Consider the following 18,919-nt stretch of genomic DNA (forward strand, 5'->3'; position numbering starts at 1 on the left):
ATATTTCGAGGTAGTCAGGTCTTTTCCAGCATTAACCTATTGATGCTTACTGAGGATATTTACAGGAATTTGAAATCCAATGTTTCACTTGGATGCATAAATTTATATTTAACTTTTCTATGAATTACATTAATTTTTTTTATGATATTGATTAGCCAAAAAGCTGACATTATTTTGGCCTTAAAAAAATTAGGTTGATTTTTTGCTGTAAATCTCTCGACGTTAACAATAATCGGCCCGATATCAAGCATTGTTTGAAGGAATTTTGTCAGAATAAATAATTGCTATTGTGTTGGATACACCAAATAAGATTATCTTTAGATTCAATATTATACCTCATTTACACTATGAAAAAGATTCTCTTAGCAGTTTTTGTTATGGCCTTTGCCGCCTGTTCTCCGTCCACTAAGATAACCAGATCTTGGACCAGTCCCGATAAAAGCTATGCGGGTTATGACAACATCTTTATAGCGGTAGTCATTGGTGATATTACCAAAAGGCAAGTATTGGAAGATGATATCCATGATAAATTGCTTAAACTCGGTATAGAGTCCACGCCAAGTAATCGGGTAATTCCTCCTAACTTTTGGAACAGCACGGATTTGACTAAAAATGAAATGATTCAGGCCATCCGAAAAGACAATAAGGATGCGGTGATGACTGTGTCATTGGTAGATGTTCAAAATGAACAGCGCTACATCCCCGGCAATATGATGATGGGCGGTCCGATGATGATGGGTCCAGGTGCTTGGGGAATGGGAGCAAACTTTGGTGGGTTTTGGGGATGGAATCATCCGATGATGATGACTCCAGGGCATATCGTCAATGACAGAAAATATTTTATCGAAATCAATGTTTATGACACTGCATCTGAATTACTAATTTGGTCTGCACAATCGCGGACATTGAATCCTCGCTCTATGGAGAAGTTCTCTTCTGAGTTTTCAGAAATTGTTTTATTAAGAATGTTAGAAGAAGGGGTGTTGAAAACCTCTTAATGGCTATGGTCACTCGGGAATTCCTCAAATGTTTGAATTTTCCGGTTCTTCATAGCATTTAAGTTAATGGATAACCAAAAAACAGGGCCATGATTGATACGGATGGTTTCTGCATTCAGAGGAATGTACCGCATGACATAGCCTAATGAGTAGGTAAAATTTGCTTTAGTTAATTGACCTAACAAGTGGGTTCGATGTTCGTATCGAAATCCACTTGTGCCAGGTCCAGTACGAAAAAGCGATTCATTCAGAAACGCCGTAGCAAATCTTGTATTAGGACTGATCAGCTCTCCAAAATTATATCTGAGCGCATTATTGAATCGCCAGCGATTGTTGAAAGAAAATTCGTCTACCAACGATTCTGAGCCTAAGTCCTGAATAAACCGGGCATCGTATCGAAATCGAAAGCTTGTGCTTAACGGTTGGCTAGATGGAACTCTGTATACCGTCTGCATCCAAGGTCTATGTTCGGAGCGCCTTAGACGTCCTTCAGAAAAAGGGTCTCCCAATCTCAAATATCCATAACCCACGGTAGTTACCAAGTTGTCCGATAAATTATGGAATGTCAGACCAGTACGATAAATAAAGAATAAATCGTTGACAAAGTGGGCATCATTCCAAATGGCAAGTCTATTAGAAATTTGTGTTGATGTCATTACTCCCCACCAAGTTTCATAAGCAAAAGAAACATCCCGCTGTGCATAACTGGCTGTCTGGAAACAGAGGAATACTAGTAAAATTCGAATTGTCTTCATTAATAATGGCCCAACGATTAAAATCTTTAATGGTTGGGCCTTTTTATGGATAAATTATTTTACTGCTATTTTAAGAGTCTTCCGTGTTTTCCTCGGATTCTACATACACTACCTCGTACATGTTTCTACCATTGACCTGCACTGGGAGATAATAGGTTTCTCCAAATCTGATAAAGGTTTTATCTCCAATTTTCACCTCTTCGCCACCTTCGGAAAGGTTTTCTACTAATGTTCCTGCGGTAGGAGGGACGACTCGGAAACCATTGGGAGTTTCTTCAAAGTAAGCACCACCCCAATAGAGATTATACTCGTTGTCTGCAACTGCAACTTTTTCGAAATTATCTGGGATTGACCTCACTTCAGCTCCAATAGGTGCTGGAACTACTACATATCCTTCGTCATCTCTTTGGTAAAATACTCCATCAACATAATGGTATTCATTGATGACATTTGTCACATTCGTAATGTTCGTAATATTGGTTTCATTAATAATGTTTGTTTCATTGACCACATTGACCACTTGCGCTTGCGGTGGAAGCATGGGTGTATGAAAGCCCCATGGATGCCACATAGGTCCCCAAAACATTGGTCTAAAAGGAAACCAGAAAAATGCATGCATGGAATAAATGCGGAAGCCACCCCACATGAAGGGAGGACGCATCATCATGGGATGCATTACATTCACCCGGACAAATGTATTTCGCTGGGCATTAATATTGATTTGATTATTATTACCAATATTAATATTGTTACCACCTCCCGGCCTGCTAGGACGATTATTGATGTTATTGTTGGGATTTCTATCTCTATTTCCAGTCGTATTTCTATCTCCTCTGTTACCGACTGTTTCATTTCTATTTCCACTCGTATTTCGGTCTCCACGATTACCTGTGTTTCCTCTGTCCACAGTATTTCGGTCATTTCGAGTAGCATTCCCTCTATCCAAATTCCCTCGATCAATGGCTGCACGATCCCTTTGCTGTCTGTTGTCACTGATAGAGCGGTCTTGTCTACCCGGTTGAGCGCTAGGTCTTCTGTCCTGTTGGCGTTGGGCACCTCCTGTGATAGACCCTTGCGATGGTCTGGAGGGAGACATGCCAGGATTGGAAGGTCTATTAGCGCCTTGAGTACTTGGATTTCGACCGGGTTGCATGGCTCCTCTATTGGTAGGTGGAGCACTTGGTCTGGATGGTGCCGCCGCTGGTCTTGTTGGTGCCCCACCTCTGTTCATGTTAGTTGGTGCTCCTCGGGAAGCTGCTGCACCTGATGCCCTGCCCGTGGATGGATGATTCATTCGTTGGGCAAAGTTCTGAGTAGGTTCCAAAAACAGGATGGTAATAATGCAACCTATAAAATAAAACTTGAAGTATTTATTGGAAAAGTTCATATCAGTTTTCATTGGAATAGGTGGATGATTTGGAAAGTATCTGCATACGGGTAGCCGTTTCAGGAACGGTAAAGTCAAAAATGGCATCCGGTAAATCAGGATTCAATACCCAATTCGAGAAAACACCTTCAAATTGCAAAGTATGAGAAGATTGTAAATCGTGAATCACATAGCGCAGGGGTAGGGTAAAGGTATCATTGCTAAACCATATTTGTACATTGGTTTCTTCTCCGTAAGCAACGATATGATGCGCCTGCTTCCCCTCGAGTTTTACCAGCCCCATGTAGCTGATGGTATGATGTGTTTCGATCAAATCATCAGTAAAGGCCGGATAAAAGAAGTCTGCAGCAGGAAACTCTATATCATATTCCTGATTAACGAAATCGATAGCATCTGGTATGTTTTCTGGTGTTTCAATAAACCCATATTGATTGGTGGTAAGATTGTAGAATAACAAGAGATCACCATGATGCCAGATTCCCAACTGCCCTTCCTTAGACTCAGTGCGAATATGCATTTTATCTGGGCCAACCATGTAAACTTCATGCGAACGAAACGCTTTTGTCAATCCTTTATCTTCTACCCATTCATCCTGAGAGGTGAAAACATGAAATTGACAGGATTTAAGTTCTCCCAATAAATCACTCATACGATCCAAGAGTAAAACGGCTTGATGGTCCACTTGCTGGGCTTGAAGGTAGGAAAATAGCCAACCTAAATAACAAAGGTTTGTAAGTATGATTTTTTTCATAAGCTTTTTTGTAAAAATCTTGAAATTATGCGGTAAAAGGATTTTCAAACTTGTGGAAGTAAAAATAAATTAAATTTTAAAGAATCGGGGTAGGCTTTGCCAATATTTCTGGAATTTGTGCAAGCCTTAAAATAAAATTCTCTTAATTTGTACAAATTTTAAAACAGAATTATGAAGATTTATTTTTGGACCATGGCTGTTTTCATCGGCTTGCTTTTTGTTTCCTGCCTACCCAGCAATCGGCCGGATGATATCAGTGACCTCGCTGTAGTCTACACCAACTTCAATCCGGAGTTTCAATTCAATCAAGGGACCACCTATGCGTTACCGCCAAATGTCATCATTTTGACTTCTGAGGGGGTGACTCCCGGAGAGCGTCCACCTACCTTGGATTTTGTAGCCAATCAGCAGTTATTGAATGTGATGCGAAACAATATGAATGCTAGAGGATTTACTCTGGTCAATATCCAAAATCAACCTGATTTTATTCTTTTTCCAACGGTCACAACCGAGGGTAGAGAAATTTTATTTGATTATGACTCCCAGTTTTGGACATGGTGGTTTCCCGAATTAGGACCTGGCATAAGATTCCAGTATCCCAATTTTAGCCCTTTGATTAATAATTCATTCAATACGGGAACTTTGTTGATGCAATTGGTCGACAATAGAAACCGCACCTCTAATGCACCGCTTCCGGTTCATTGGGTGGGAGTAGTTAACATGGGATTAAGCCAATCCCTTTCTGACAACACCACACGTGCCATCCAGGGTATCAATCAAGCTTTTAATCAAACACCAGCTATCTCCAGGTAATCATGAGGAATATATTGATCATTTTCGTTTTTTTAGTAGTTGTCGCTGTACCTTTTAGTGTGCAAGCACAAAATGGATCTATCATTGCCATCAATTATGCTCCCGCTTTGCCTTTGGGGAATACCGCTAACTTCGCATCCAATTTTACAGGTAGGGGAGTGAGTTTTGAAACGTATTTTATGAAAACCAAAAACTCCGGTTTTGGGATTGAACTTGTTACCAATGGGTTTGCAGATAAGCGGAGTAATGAAAGCGTCCATGCAGGCACTGTAACTGTGACAGGGAATCAGTTCAGAGCTGGTTCAGCTACCTCCATTATGCCAACCTACATATTTGTGATAGGTGACAATAGTACCTTTAAACCCTTTCTTTCCTTGGGTACAGGTTTGAGCTTTTTGACGCATCAACGGGACATGGGCATTTTCGTCCAACGGGAAACGGCCACACATGTAGCTGTAAGACCTGAAGTGGGAGCAATGTTTAAAATCAGTGATTATGTAGGGATCAAGGTTTCTTCAAAATATTATCAAACCTTCGGAAGTGAGGCCATAGATGCGCAGTCGTTTATAGGCTTCAATCTTGGTTTTGTAATGCTCAATTTCTAACCTATAATCATATTTCTATGAAAAAGCAGGTTCTTATTCTTGTAATTTTAGTGATTTCCCCCTTTGTTAGCTGGGCACAAGGTTCTGTTTCAGATGAAATCGTCTTAATCCAAAGTGCTTTTGGTATGGAAAAAAGAGCCTTGGTAGAAGACTATATGGGTTTTGCTAAAACCTCCCAATTTTGGATGGTCTACGAAAGTTATGAAGCAGAACGCAGAGCTTTGATCAAGCAGCGGATTTTGACGATCAACGATTATTTGGAAAGTTTTGAAAGGTTGACCGATGCGGATGCCAACCGTATCGCCCGTGCAATTATTGCGAATAATATATCTATTGCCAATTTGCAAAAGCGTTATCACAAGCGCTTTAATAAAGTTGTTTCTCCTACAGAAACTGCGAAGTTTATGCAGCTGGATTCGTTTATTCAGAATACGATTCTTTTAGCTATGGCGGAGAGTTTGCCGTTTACTGGGGAAAAGAAGTGATTTAGTATAGCAACAATAAAAGAATATTCAGAACTTTAGTTCATAGGAACTTTATAAATAAAGGCATTAACATTCATACCTGCACCGACTGATGCAAATACTAACGTATCTCCAGGTTTTATTTCCTGTCCTTCCATTTCTCCTCTGATAATGATATCATATAATACAGGAACTGTTGCAACTGAATTGTTTCCTATTTTTGAAATAATCATAGGCATCACCTCTCTCGGCCATTCTTTATGACCAAAAAGCTTGAATGTCCGTTCCAAAATCGCAGCATCCATTTTGGCATTGGCCTGATGAATCAATACTTTGTTGATATCTGAAATATCCAATCCAGCTTTCTCAATGGTTTCTTTTACCAAAATCGGCACCGTGCTGATGGCATACTCATACAGCTTTCGACCATTCATTTTGATAAACAAGGTGTCATCTTGATAATCAGAGGAATAAGAAACACCCATATTCAACAAATGTGCATGGTTAAGCGTGTCAGTTCTCGTCTTATGGGTTAGGATCCCAATGGCCTTATCCGTTTCAATCCCTTCTACGACCACAGCACCTGCACCATCCGAATAAATCATGGCATCAATGTCATGCGGATCTGCAATTCTGGACAAATTCTCTGTGCCGATCACTAAGGCACGTCTGGCATCACCGGACTTGATAAAATAATCCGCTTGGATCATTCCTTGAACCCATCCTGGACAACCAAAAGGTAGATCATAGGCCACACAGTCCGGATTGGCGATCTGCAACAAATGCTTGATCCGGGAAGCAAGGGTAGGGACCATGTCCACCTTACGATTATGATCCTGTAAGTCCCCGAAATTGTGAGCTACAATGATATAGTCTAATGATTCTTTATCAATACCTGCGTTTGCAATCGCTTCCTGAGCTGCAAAAAAGCCCATATCGGAAGTATTCAAATGGGAGGGAAGATACCTGCGCTCTTCTATTTCGGTGATTTCCTGAAGTTTCTTGACAATATCCTCGTTCGCTTTGGGAAATTTCTCCCCCTTCTCATTTAAAAACTCATTGGATAAAAAATCTTCATTCTTAACAATCAGTTCCGGCAAATACTTGCCAGAACCGATGATAACAGTTTTAATCGGCATAAATTATAATTCCTTTGGTGATTTTTATAGCTTTGTAAGTTACGCAATAAAACTAAATTGCATTACAGGTTTTCGAATAAATTCTTTAAATCTTTAGCAAGTTTCTAAATTAAGAGTCAAATTATGCCAAATAAATTATTTCTAATATTCATTTTTACCAAATTACTTTCCTTTGAGACATTTGCCCAATCGAAGCAACAATACGATATTTCAATTGCTGGCATTTCCATAGGAGAGATGACTGCTGAAAAAAAACCGCAGGGAGAAGAGGTCATGTACCAGTTGAAAAGCAATGTGAGTTTTTGGTTTTTTGGAAAAATCAATTTGGAGTACCAGACCCTATCGGTGTATAAAAACAATAAACTTATTCGCTCCGATGTAAACTCAAGTACCAATAAAGGAGATTTCAAGAGTAAAATTCGATATAATACGGATCAATACGATGTAAAAGCTACGAATTACAAATTTGAATTGGATACGGCCTATACCCGCCCCTTATTCTTTAGTTCAGTCTCCTTTTTTTTTGACGAGCCTGTGAATGTAAATGAATTTATTGCGGAATCTTATGGTATTATTAGCCCTATTAAAAAGGTAAAAGACTACTACGAAGTTCAAGTAAATGGTAATACCAATCGCTATTATTACATCGATGGCAAACTTGATCGTGCCGTGATGGAGTTTCCCATAAAAAATTATGTAGTTAAACGAAAGAAATAATATTATTTGTTTGAGCTTTTTATCAAAATCGGCCAGGCTGTCCTAGATTTATAATTCTTAAAGTTCAACTGTCCACGAATGGCACTATTTACACGAAAAATAAATGCAAAAGGTAATAAGAAGGAAGTAAAAAGGGAGGTCTCCGCCACTTAAGCTTCCACTCTCCCTTAAAATTATTTCTACCTTAGATCTACTTTATTTCTACCTTATTTCAATAGTACTCAAATACGTATTTCTAAGACAAATCAAGTCCAATGTCTAGCGTCTTATGTCTAATATCTAAAAATCAGCTCGCTAGCTCGCAATTGCACGAAGTTCTCCAACATCAGTAGATAATAAGGATTTGCAATCCTCTAAAGGGATTAGTTTTTATAGGAATTTATTAGCTGCAATTTGGACTTAATTTATTGATGCTCTTTGCTTTCATTGTCGTTACTTTTGTCATTGCCACAAAAGTAACCAAAAAGGCTAGTCAGAAAAATCCTTCCGCCCGCAGGGCCCACGCCGGCGCAGTTTTCTGACGTCCCACCCGCAGCAGTACTACCTGCGATTGTTGGAAAAAGAAGCGTAAAGAACCTTATATCTATACAATAATCAATCTGTATCAAATCTGTTTAATCTCTTTTATCTGTGAGAGGTTTGCGAGAGTTTTCCGGTTTTCTGACGTCCCACCCGCAACAGTACTACCAGCAATTGGAGTTATAAGCTGTCCACAAATGGTACTAATTACACGAAAAATAAAGGCATAAGGTAATAAGGAGAAAGGAAAAATGGAGGTCTCCGCTACTAAAACTCTAACTCTCCCTTAAAATTATTTCAACCTTATATCTACTTTATTTCTACCTTATTTCAATAGTACTCAAATACGTATTTCTAAGACAAATCAAGTCTAATGTCTGGCGTCTAATGTCTAATGTCTATTTCAATTTATTTCTACTTTATTTCAATAGTACTCAAATACGTTTTTCTAAGGCAAATCAAGTCTAGCGTTCCACGAAAATCTGTCTTGCTTCTTGATTATTGACTCTAATCTCTCGCTTCTCATCTCTCGTCTCTAGCATCTCGCATCTCGTCTCTCGCTTCTATAACTTCTACCTTAACGAGCGAATCAACCGTTCATTCAGACCAACATAGTCTGCATTTTTCGCTTCTCTGGCCATTTCGATAGAGCGGGTGGCGCTTTGGATAGCCTCTTGCTTCATACCCAATTCGGCTTCGATTTTTGCTTTCAAATGCATGGTCCAGAATTTAGGATCGTCAGCAACTGACTTGCTGATCCAATCATGGGCAACACGCATATCTTTTTTGTTGGTGAAGTAATAATTGGCTGCCTGATAGAACAAGCCTGGATTTGTTACTTCCTGATCGATCACCAATTCTTTAATCTGTGCCATAACGATATCATCCACTTCCGTCTCAATTCTGAATGCTACACGGGTATTTTCCCACTTGATAGCAACCGAGGCTGCATTATCAGTCATATCCACAAAGTTAAACTCCATGGTCTCATAGCGCTGACCTGTTTTTCCAGACTTTACAGTGGCACGCAAAACATCTTCGTCAGCATTGTAACCCACAGCACCCCATAGACTTGTATTGGAAGAAAGAATGATGGTCCAATCTTCCCGTCCTGGAATCGAGTATAGTGCATAGGTACCCGCAGGCACAAGTTGGCCTTCAATTTTGACTTCCGTAGAGAAAGTAAGTAAAGTAGCTGCATTGGCACCTGTCCTCCAAACATCCCCAAAAGGCACTAATTCCCCGAATATTTTTCTTCCTTTCATACTTGGGCGTGCATATTCGATGGTAACATCGGTAAGTCCAATTTTTTGACTGATGGTAGCAGAGGGACTAGCTTGAGGCATGTTGATTTGTTGGGCCGATACGCCTAGACTTAAGCAAGTCATGAAAAGTGCTACAAAGTAAGCAAATGTGGTTTTCATATATTTTTTGGTTTAGATTTACATTGGTAACGCAATATAAATTAAAATTTTTATGGGTTCGATAAGATTTAATGATGAAGTGGGAGGGAGTCTTGGATGAATGGTTTTTTTTTATCTAAATCTTATCGTAGTATTGAAATGTTAAGTATCAAAAGATACCACCCACACCCAAATATGCTAGTAAATGGGCTTAGCCATTATCAGTCCAGGTAAAAATATAGATGCCTGGATACAAAATTTTAAGAGTTTAGATCCCACGGTTCAGATTCAGGTGTATCCTGAAATCACCGATTATGCCGCTGTAGACGCTGTACTACTTTGGAACCATCCTCCGGGATTGTTAAATGAGTTTCCCAATCTCAAGCTCATCTGTTCTATGGGTGCAGGCGTAGATCATATTTTAAAGGATCCTGCATTACCTAAGGATGTCCCCATCACGCGTATCGTGGATGAAAAATTGACTTGGACCATGACCAATTATGTGATCATGGGAGTATTAAACCATCATAGACAATACGAACGCTATCAACAACAGCAGCAGCAGAAAGTATGGAATATGACCAATCCTGAACTTGAGGTTAGGATAGGGATTCTCGGAGTAGGAGCATTAGGACATGACATTGCGGATAAGTTGCAATACATGGGTTTCCCGGTTGTAGGGTTTGGAAATAGTCCAAAAACGCTTGCTTATCCCTATTACTTTGGAGATCAGCTCCAAGATTTTCTCTCACAAATAAATGTGTTGGTGTGTATGTTGCCATTGACGCCAAAGACAGAAGGCTTCTTAAACCTTCAACTATTTGAAAAATGTACCCCAGGAACATTTTTAATCAATGTTGCCAGAGGAAAACATTTAATTGAACGAGATTTATTACTAGCTTTGGACAAAAGTTATCTTTCTGGTGCTTTGTTGGATGTATTCCATGAAGAGCCTCTTCTCTCCAATCACCCCTTTTGGGAAGATTCTCGAATCCGGATTACGCCGCATATTGCTAGTGTAACCAATCCAAGTGCTGCGGCACCACAGGTTTTAGATAACTATCATCGAATGAAAAAGTCCCAACCCTTAATAAACCAAATAAATAGAATTAAAGGCTATTAATCACACCATGGAATCAGTTTTTAAAATCATTTGTCCTACTGACTTCTCCGAATGTTCGTTAAATGCAATTGAATATGCTGCCAAATTAGGTGAAAAATACCAGGCAGAACTCATTCTCTTTCATGTGCCGGACAAGGAAGATTATCAAAAATTAGCTGCCCAGGAAATCAGTAATGGACAGAGTTATGAGTTTGTTGAAAAAAAATTAGAAAATTTAGTCCAGACGGTTTCTGAAGAAAGTATCCCAAATGGTCTTAAGTCTTGTAAATCGGTAATTCAGGAAGGTAAGGTTGTAACTTCCATTCTTGAACTAGCTGCACAAGAAAAAGCAGACTTAATTGTCATTGGAACAGAAGGAATCAATGATTTTAAGAAAAACTATGTAGGTACTCGGACTGCCAAAATAGTGGATAAATCAGATGTCGATGTATTAGTTATCCCAAAAAGGGTGTTTTTTAAACCTCCAAGAAAATTGGTATACGCTACAGATTATTTAGAAGAAGATAAAATTGCCATCCAAAAAATTGCTGGACTAGCTAAGTTTTTCGATTCTGAAATTGATTTAGTACATGTCAGTACCAAAGCAAAGGCCATAGATAAGAGTTTGCATCAGACAATGGTTCAAGAATTGAAACCATTTATCAAATATGAGAAAATCAACTTTGTGTTGAAGGCCTACCGTGATGATGCAGGTTTAGGTTTGGAAAATTACCTTATCACTGCCAAAGGCGACATGCTGGTGACGCTTAGCAAAAAGAAAAGCTGGTTTGAGCAGATTTTTGATAAGAACATTTCCAGAAAAATGTCCTATTTCATCAATAAACCTTTATTAGTGGTCAAGAAAGTTTAAGACTTTCTTGACCTTATTTTTGACTTTAGAAAATTCCAAAAATCTTTTCTGGTCTTTTCATCTGTAAAGACATCTTTTAATGTTTTAATATACGATTGGAGTGTAACTTTTTTAGGAGATTCCTCCATAGGTTCCATTTCAATCTCGGGCAATTCCTGTCGGGCTTTAGGCTCAGTTTCTGGGGAGGCTTTTGGCGTTTCAGGTCTCTTGTAACCGATTAATTCCTCTGATTTTTCAAAGCTTTTCTTAGAGCGCTTGATGTAACCCATCTTTTCTTCCACAAGCCCCTTATTGTTGTAGGCCACGGCATCATCCGGGTCCAATTCAATGGCTTTTTCATAATCTTCCAAGGCACCCTTATGGTCACCGATTCTATCTTTGAAATAGGCACGACTGGAGTATCTATATGGATTTTTTGGCTCTAAATTCAGTGCTCTATCAAACTCAGCCAACGCCTCTTCATTGCGTTTCAATAAATGAAGGACAACAGCACGATCAGAAATATAGGTAGGATTGTACGGATCTTGTTCACTCAAGCGGTCAAAATCCTCGAGGGAATCTGCAAATCTCCCCATTCTTGAAAAAACCCTTGCTCGAAAAAAGTAAAACTCCAGGTTATTTCCATCTGTTTGAATGGCCTCATTGATTTCCACTAAGGCTTGGGCAAATTTTCCTTCCTTAAAAAGGGCAATACTAGTTTCGAAATTGTTCACGGTTTTGACACTTGATTTATTTATCATACAAAATTACGGCAAAGAAAGTTTAAAAAAATGTACATTGACAAGTACTAGCACCCCTTTGACTAGGGATTAATTTCTATATTTGAGCGAGAATTCTTGATTATGGCATACAAAGCAGAAGACGTTTTAAAGGAGTTAAAAAGCGGGAAATTTGCACCCATCTATTTTTTGCAGGGAGAAGAACCTTTTTTCATTGATCAAATCTCCGACTTTATCGAAAAAAATGCGATTCAAGAACATGAGAAGGGTTTTAATCAGATGGTGATGTATGGAAAAGATGTTACAATGCCGGTGATTTTATCCAATGCCAAGCGCTTTCCCATGATGGCCGAACGCCAGGTAGTTATCGTCAAAGAAGCTCAGAATATCCCAAATTTGGGAAAGGAAGATGTCGATAATTTGTTGATCAGCTATCTTCAAAATCCCTTGCCAAGCACCATTCTGGTGTTTGCACATAAGTATAAATCACTTGATGGCAGAAAACCCTTGTCCAAAGAATTGGATAAGAAGGCCATATTTGTCAAAACAGAAAAAGTAAAAGACTATAACCTCCCCGCCTGGATAGAAGGATACATCAAAACACAGGGTCATCAGATGGATGGGCCAACTGCCAGTTTCTTGGCAGAAAGCATCGGGAACAACCTGGAAGTGATTGCCAATGAAGTCGGTAAAATGCTTATTAATTTTACCGGACCAACTCAAATCACCAAAGAGCATATTCAAAAGTACATTGGTATCAATAAGGAGTACAATACTTTTGAATTGACCAAAGCCATGGGCTTTAAGGATGTGGAAAAGGCGAATAAAATCATTCATTATTTTGCTCAAAACCCTAAAAGCCATCCCATTATACCCATGCTGACGGTGATATTCAACTATTTTTCCAAGATATCACTCGTTCATTACAATAAGACAGCAGGGGATAATGAATTGGCCAAAATGATAGGTGCGCACCCGTATTTCGTGAAAGAGTATAGAATCGCCTCCAAAAACTATCAATTAGGCAAGGTTATTGATTGCTTATCTTATATCCGGGAGGCAGATTTGCGTTCCAAAGGAGTAAATGCCGGAAGTATTACTGAGGCAGAGATTCTCCGGGAGTTAGTTTTCAAAATCATGCATTAACAGCCTAGCAAAGCTATTTATGAAAAAAAGCCTTTTGTTGCTTTTAAGTTTTACCCTTGCCGTAGAAGGGTTTACACAATCAGGGCTTTACCAACAAAGCTCAACCAAATGGTTTGATGATTCATTTGAATTGATAGACAAGCAGCTATTCAGCGCTGCCAAATATGCTTTTCAAAGCCTTCCTGCCAACAATACCCCAGAGGAGATTCAAATTCATGGAGCGTTCAACCAAGCGATTGCGACCTTAAAAATCGAAAATCCCAATGCATCCGATGAGGTGTACGTGTTTATCAGAAAGCACCCGAATCATCCTTTGGCCAATGATGCGGCCCATATCCTGGGTGATTTCTTTTTTGACAAGCGTAACTACCGAGAAGCCATTCCTGCATACAATAAAGTGGATGTAAGCAAAGTCAATTTTGAACAAGGTTCTGAAGTTATATTCAAAAAAGCCTACGCTTACTTTCAATTGCGGGATTACACCAATGCTTTGATTAATTTCAATGCCGTGAAAACGCATAATTCTGCATACAGTCCGGATGCGTTTTATTATGCTGGTTATATTGCCCTCGAGCAAAAAAACTATGATCAAGCCATCAGAGACCTAAAAGAGGCGGATAAATCTAATTTTTACGCTAGCAAAGTTCCCGCCTTGTTGGCAGCTATTTATTACAGACAGGGATATTATGATGAGTTAGTCAATTATGCAGAACCTGTGCTGCAAAATAGATCAAATTTAGAAAGCAGAGAATTGATTCATCTGTACTTGGCAGAGGCCTATTTTGAAAAAGGTAACTATGAAAAGGCAGCGGCCAATTATGATGCCTTTGTCAATGCGAAAAAATCAGACTTGAACCGAACGCAGGTATATCGGGCCGGAATTTCACAGTATCAAATCAGAAATTATCAACGTGCCACAGATTACCTGAAAGTTTCTGCGGTAGGAGATGACAAACTCGCACAGGTTTCTTCTTACTACTTGGGCCATGCTTACATCAAGTTAAACAACCCACAGTTTGCCTCTAACAGTTTCAGCGCAGCATACAAAAGCGATGCAGACCGTGAAGTCAAGGAGGATGCCTTGGTCAATTTTGCCAAAGTCAATTTGGAGCGAGGCAACTTTCAAGAAGCGGTCAATGCACTCGACACCTATTTGGACAATTTCCCAAACGGAACCTATCGCGCAGAGGCAGAAGGATTACTCACAGATGCCCTTATCAATACAAGCAATTACTTGCGGGCAATCGACCAATTAGAAAAGATGCCACGAAAGTCCGAGCGTCTCCGTGCAGCCTATCAGAAAATAACCTATTATCAGGGGATCGTCTATTATCGGGACAAAAGACATGACATGGCCAATACCTTGTTTGATAAGTCTTTAAGAGAGCCTATTGACAGGGGTTTGGTGATGGAAACCTATTTTTGGAAAGGAGAAAATTTTGCTGCTCAGGATAAATTAGCCGATGCTATCAAAGCTTATGAGCAAGTGCTCAACCAAAAACCGGATCTACGCAATCCGATTACTGCCAAAACGCATTATGGATTAGGATATTCTTTGTTCAATACCCAACAATATGCCAAAGCTGAGAATCATTTCAGAAGCTATGTGAACTTATTGCAGGGCAGTATCGATCCTCAAAATTACGATGAGGCATTGGTGCGCTTAGGGGATGTATATTACGTACAGAAAAAGTTTGTCGACGCACAAACCATATTTCAACGCGCAATCCGCGAACGAAATGACTTTATCGATTATGCATATTTCCGAAGTGGGGTAGTATTTAATTTCCAAAACAGAAACGATGAAGCGGTCCGTGAATTGACAACCTTGATCGATAGCTATCCCAACAGTCTCTATCTGGAAGATGCCATTTTTCAAAAATCCCAGATTTTGATGGAAATGACCAAGTATTCCGAAGCGAGTGATGGATTTACCAGACTGATTGGGTCCAGACCGAGTAGTCCATTTATCCCTTTTGCTTTGGAAGGAAGAGCCATTGCCAATTTCTCCATGCAAAACTACAATGCAACCATTGAAGACTACAAGCGTATCTTGGACAACCATCCAAATGCCTCCAATGCCGAAGCTGCTTTGGTCGGTTTGCAGGAAACCTTGGCTTTGCAGAACCGCTCAGGAGAATTTAGCCAGTATTTAAGCAAGTTTAGAAATGCCAACCCAGATAGTAAAAGCGTGCAAAGTTTGGAGTATGAAGCAGCCAAAAATCTTTATTTCTCCAACGCTTCCGAGCAGGCTATTACCGCTTTCAATACCTACTTGAGAAATTACCCTCAATCATCCAATAAACCAGAAGCGCTCTTCTTTATTGGGGATGCGCAAATGCGATTGGGTAGGAAAAACGATGCACTGGAGACATTCTATCGCTTAGAGAAAGAGCAGGCTTCTTCTCAAAGAATCCGTGCTGTGCAACGTATTGCGAATTTAGAAATGGAAAATGGAAACTATGAAAAGGCCCTTCCATTCTTCCGAGAATCCCTTTCCAATGCCCGTAACCAAGTAGAAGAATATGAAGCACTCAAAGGATTAATGGAAGCCAACTATCAGCTCAACCGCATGGATACAGCTATTGAAATGGCAGACCGCATTGTCAACTTGGGTTCTGTTGTGACAGATGCCATTCCTCATGCCTTGTTGCTAAAAGCTAAGGCACTCCTCAAAACCAACCGTAAACCAGCAGCTGAAACTGTGTTGGAAGATTTGGTCAAAGAGTATAAGACCATTCATGGTGCTGAGGGATTATTCCTTTGGGCAGAGGGAAAAGCCAAAGATGACAAGCATGATACCTCCAATGAATTGATTTTCGAATATTCCAGTGCCTTCTCCTCTTATGATTATTGGTTTGGAAGATGTTTTATACTCATTGCAGAAAATTACCAAAAGTTAGGAGAAGCTTTCCAAGCAAAAGCCACCTTACAATCGGTAGTTGAAAACTCAGTAAATGAGGAAATCAAACGAATGGCACGTGAACGATTAAACAGACTAAATTAAGCATCAGCCCATGAAGACCGCATCTATTATACGCTTAGCCGCATTTGCTTTCTTGGGAGGCTTGATGCTTTCCCAATCCGCTACTGCCCAACAAACCGGGGAGGTGAAAGATCAGGAGTTTATCATCCGTAAAGATAGGGTGTTGACCCTTCCTCCAAAAAGTAGAAGATTTGAAAAGTTACCTACTTTACCTACGCCGAGTAGTAGCAATAGCTTTACTTATGAACCAAAATCATATGCCATCCAAACGCAGGCATCAGAGATAACGGCTACAGCTGCACAGAAACAATTCCCTAAGAAAAGAGAGGAGTTGTTTCCCGGTTTTGCCCGTGTAGGTTTAGGTAATTACAGTTCCCCAATACTCGAAGGTCGCTACAATTTATGGGAAGATGGAGATTATAATGCTGGTGCACATTTTAAGCACGAAGGTTTCTATACTGGTCCCGTAGCTGGAAGAAATTCGGCAGAACACTTTACCAATTTTAAAGCTGATGGAAACCTCTACAAGGATTTCTTTCAGCTGTATGGTGGGTTAAAATATGACCGTCATCAGTTCAATTTCTTTGGATATGATCCGGAAAACCCATTATTGGCTGACTATATTCCTAACCAAAATACGCTTCAGACTTTCCAAATACACGCTGGCATTGCTGATTTAGAGAAACTGGAGGGGGTGAATTACGATGCTAGAATTGGAATCCGAGGCTTCAATGATCAGTTTCGGGCTTCTGAAAATGAAGTGCTCATGGCAATTCATACCGATTATTGGCTCAATGAAAAGATGTTTTCATCTATTGACTTGGATCTGAGTTTGACCACTCCAAGAGATGAATTTTACCAGGATATCAACCGAAATTACTTCGGAATTCGTCCGAGTTTTGAGTACAGAGATGCTCAATTGGAAGTTAAAGTGGGGGCCAATATCATTGTAGAAAATGATATCACGCTAAACAAGCGATCAGATTTCCATGTATATCCGGATGTCTTTGCAGCCTATCAGATTCAGGATGAAATCGGAGCTTTTGTGAACTTTGCAGGTGATGTGCATAGAAAGACCTATTTGGATTTTGTAAACGAGAATCCGTTTTTAGGACCATCCAATGCCTTATTGAACACTATTCAACGATATAAAGTATCCGCTGGTGCTAAAGGTACCCTACTTGATAATTTGACGTATGAGGCAGGGTTTTCCTTTGGAAGATTTAGAAACATGCATTTCTTTAATCCTTCCGCATCCGATAGTTTGAGATTTGAAATTTTGTTTGATGGAGAAACACAGGTCTTGAATTACTTTGCTAGGGCAGGATTTAAGTATGAAAACTGGTACTTCGGAAGTTTTGGCGTGGATTATTTCCAATACACCACTTCCGAACTCCAAGGGGCATTCCACAGACCTAGCGTGGAAGTCAAATGGAATAATAATTTCCGTCCTACGGAAGATTGGTTGATTCAGATGAATGTGATGGCGATGGGAGGGATTCAGGTTTTTGAAGTTGGTACCGACAATATCACGACCCTTCCTACGATACTTGATTTGCAATTGAAGGCGGATTATAAAATCAATGATCGAATTTCCGTATTTGCTGTGGGGAATAACTTATTGAATCGAAGAAATCAGCGGTTTATCAATTACCCTGTAAGAGGTATCCAAGGAATTTTGGGTGCAACCATCAAGTTCTAGAACAGCTCATCTCATGATTATTTGTCATTTAGCCGAATAGTGTTAGCTTCGTAAGTTCAAAAATTTTTGACACCCTGCTATGGACTCAAACGATAAAGATTACGGATTTCCCTTTGTAGAACCAGTCAAATTAGATGTAAAAGATACGTCTAGCAAAAAGTCTGTTGCGGTAAGTCAGGTGGTAGAAAAACCTAAAAAATCCGAAAACAAGGCAGTTGTGCAAGCTCAAGGGAAGTCGGTTCAACCTGCTGAAAATAAGGTAGCCACTGCTTCTAAAAAATCTAAAGGTGTAACCGTATTTTTAATTGCATCACTGCTCCTAATTTTAGCGGTAATGGCATATTTCTTGTACTATGAACCACAAGTTACGGAAGAAAAATCAGTGGCTTCCACAGACCAAATCATGGAAGAAATCACCCTTGAAGAAGAGGAGCTAATCGAAGAAATTACAGGAGAGGCTATTGTTGAGGAAGAAGTTGAGGAAATAGAGGAATCCGCTCCAACAGCGGTTGCACCTGCACCAACACCACCTGCTTCACAGTCTGCACCAGTAACAACTCGTCCTTCCGGGCAGCGGGGAAATTTAGAATCCGTTAATAACAAAGGTGCAAGGCCAACCTATTACATAGTGGTTGGTTCAGTACCCAACGAATCTTTGGCTAAAGAAGAATCTGAAAAATATCTTATTAAGGGCATAGATTTGTGGATGATTCTTCCGAATGAAGAAAGTAGAAATTACCGATTGGCAGCAGGAAGATACGCTTCCTTTGCAGAAGCATCCAATGCTTTGGAGCCGGCCAAGGCTCAATTCAGTGAATCTGTATGGATTTTGAAATATTAAT

General features: G+C 39.7%; 17 protein-coding genes. 11 read left to right on the forward strand and 6 right to left on the reverse strand.

The genetic code is table 11. The features are described 5' to 3' along the window. Positions 1–347: 347 nt before the first annotated feature. Entirely contained in the window at positions 348–998 is a 651-nt protein-coding gene (locus tag IE080_RS15950) for a hypothetical protein (protein WP_189584914.1), read from the forward strand. Here the strand turns inward: IE080_RS15950 and IE080_RS15955 are convergent. From IE080_RS15955 to IE080_RS15965, 3 genes are all read right to left on the reverse strand, one after another. After that, positions 995–1,753 (reverse strand): DUF2490 domain-containing protein, encoded by a 759-nt coding sequence (locus IE080_RS15955; protein ID WP_189584917.1) that lies wholly within the window; start codon positions 1,751–1,753, stop codon positions 995–997. The two genes, IE080_RS15950 and IE080_RS15955, sit on opposite strands and share 4 nt — an antisense overlap. 70 nt (positions 1,754–1,823) lie before the next feature. Beyond that, positions 1,824–3,152 carry a DUF6515 family protein gene (locus IE080_RS15960; RefSeq protein WP_189584920.1) on the reverse strand — a complete coding sequence of 443 codons (1,329 nt, stop codon included), beginning with the start codon at positions 3,150–3,152 and terminating at the stop codon, positions 1,824–1,826. Continuing rightward, the gene (locus tag IE080_RS15965; protein WP_189584922.1) at positions 3,142–3,891 is read right to left on the reverse strand and encodes a DUF2092 domain-containing protein; all 750 of its coding nucleotides are present in this window, start codon (positions 3,889–3,891) and stop codon (positions 3,142–3,144) included. The genes IE080_RS15960 and IE080_RS15965 overlap by 11 nt, the downstream gene beginning before the upstream one ends. Positions 3,892–4,062: 171 nt before the next feature. Here IE080_RS15965 and IE080_RS15970 point away from each other — a divergent pair, with 171 nt between their 5' ends. Genes IE080_RS15970 through IE080_RS15980 form a run of 3 tightly spaced genes read left to right on the forward strand, consistent with a single transcriptional unit; the run spans position 4,063 to position 5,794 of the window. Beyond that, positions 4,063–4,704, forward strand: a complete 642-nt coding sequence (locus tag IE080_RS15970; protein WP_189584925.1) for a DUF4136 domain-containing protein — start codon at positions 4,063–4,065, stop codon at positions 4,702–4,704. A gap of 2 nt (positions 4,705–4,706) precedes the next feature. Beyond that, positions 4,707–5,309 carry a hypothetical protein gene (locus IE080_RS15975; protein WP_189584928.1) on the forward strand — a complete coding sequence of 201 codons (603 nt, stop codon included), beginning with the start codon at positions 4,707–4,709 and terminating at the stop codon, positions 5,307–5,309. A 17-nt stretch (positions 5,310–5,326) separates the two neighbouring features. Further along, positions 5,327–5,794 (forward strand): hypothetical protein, encoded by a 468-nt coding sequence (locus IE080_RS15980; RefSeq protein WP_189584931.1) that lies wholly within the window; start codon positions 5,327–5,329, stop codon positions 5,792–5,794. Positions 5,795–5,829: 35 nt separating this feature from the next. On the opposite strand, the gene IE080_RS15985 is transcribed toward IE080_RS15980, so the two are convergent. After that, on the reverse strand, positions 5,830–6,912 hold the full coding sequence (locus IE080_RS15985) for a 3-oxoacyl-ACP synthase III family protein (protein WP_189584934.1): 1,083 nt from the start codon (positions 6,910–6,912) through the stop codon (positions 5,830–5,832). A gap of 123 nt (positions 6,913–7,035) precedes the next feature. Between IE080_RS15985 and IE080_RS15990 the strand changes: the two genes are divergently transcribed. Continuing rightward, complete coding sequence (locus tag IE080_RS15990) at positions 7,036–7,629, forward strand: DUF6134 family protein (RefSeq protein WP_189584937.1); 594 nt, start codon at positions 7,036–7,038, stop codon at positions 7,627–7,629. A 1,091-nt stretch (positions 7,630–8,720) separates the two neighbouring features. Here the strand turns inward: IE080_RS15990 and IE080_RS15995 are convergent. Then, on the reverse strand, positions 8,721–9,572 hold the full coding sequence (locus IE080_RS15995; protein ID WP_189584940.1) for a DUF2911 domain-containing protein: 852 nt from the start codon (positions 9,570–9,572) through the stop codon (positions 8,721–8,723). 184 nt (positions 9,573–9,756) lie between these two features. On the opposite strand from IE080_RS15995, the gene IE080_RS16000 reads away from it, so the two are divergent. Next, the gene (locus IE080_RS16000) at positions 9,757–10,674 is read left to right on the forward strand and encodes a 2-hydroxyacid dehydrogenase (protein ID WP_189584943.1); all 918 of its coding nucleotides are present in this window, start codon (positions 9,757–9,759) and stop codon (positions 10,672–10,674) included. Between the two features lie 7 nt (positions 10,675–10,681). After that, positions 10,682–11,524 carry a universal stress protein gene (locus IE080_RS16005; RefSeq protein ID WP_189584946.1) on the forward strand — a complete coding sequence of 281 codons (843 nt, stop codon included), beginning with the start codon at positions 10,682–10,684 and terminating at the stop codon, positions 11,522–11,524. On the opposite strand, the gene IE080_RS16010 is transcribed toward IE080_RS16005, so the two are convergent. After that, on the reverse strand, positions 11,521–12,237 hold the full coding sequence (locus IE080_RS16010) for a tetratricopeptide repeat protein (RefSeq protein ID WP_189584948.1): 717 nt from the start codon (positions 12,235–12,237) through the stop codon (positions 11,521–11,523). The two genes, IE080_RS16005 and IE080_RS16010, sit on opposite strands and share 4 nt — an antisense overlap. 129 nt (positions 12,238–12,366) lie before the next feature. Between IE080_RS16010 and holA the strand changes: the two genes are divergently transcribed. The 4 genes from holA (at position 12,367) to IE080_RS16030 (ending at position 18,918) form a co-directional block, all read left to right on the forward strand. Beyond that, a complete protein-coding gene (holA, locus tag IE080_RS16015; RefSeq protein WP_189584950.1) occupies positions 12,367–13,389 on the forward strand; it encodes a DNA polymerase III subunit delta in 1,023 nt (340 codons plus the stop codon). A gap of 19 nt (positions 13,390–13,408) precedes the next feature. Beyond that, entirely contained in the window at positions 13,409–16,396 is a 2,988-nt protein-coding gene (locus tag IE080_RS16020; protein ID WP_189584953.1) for a tetratricopeptide repeat protein, read from the forward strand. 10 nt (positions 16,397–16,406) lie between these two features. Further along, positions 16,407–18,077: a TonB-dependent receptor gene (locus tag IE080_RS16025; RefSeq protein WP_189584956.1), complete on the forward strand. Its 1,671-nt coding sequence runs from the start codon at positions 16,407–16,409 to the stop codon at positions 18,075–18,077. Positions 18,078–18,156: 79 nt separating this feature from the next. Next, positions 18,157–18,918, forward strand: coding sequence for an SPOR domain-containing protein (locus tag IE080_RS16030; protein ID WP_189584959.1), 762 nt, complete (start codon positions 18,157–18,159; stop codon positions 18,916–18,918). The last annotated feature ends 1 nt before the right edge of the window (position 18,919 follow it).

The organism is Mongoliitalea lutea (assembly GCF_014652135.1).
In the GTDB taxonomy this organism is placed as follows: domain Bacteria; phylum Bacteroidota; class Bacteroidia; order Cytophagales; family Cyclobacteriaceae; genus Mongoliitalea; species Mongoliitalea lutea.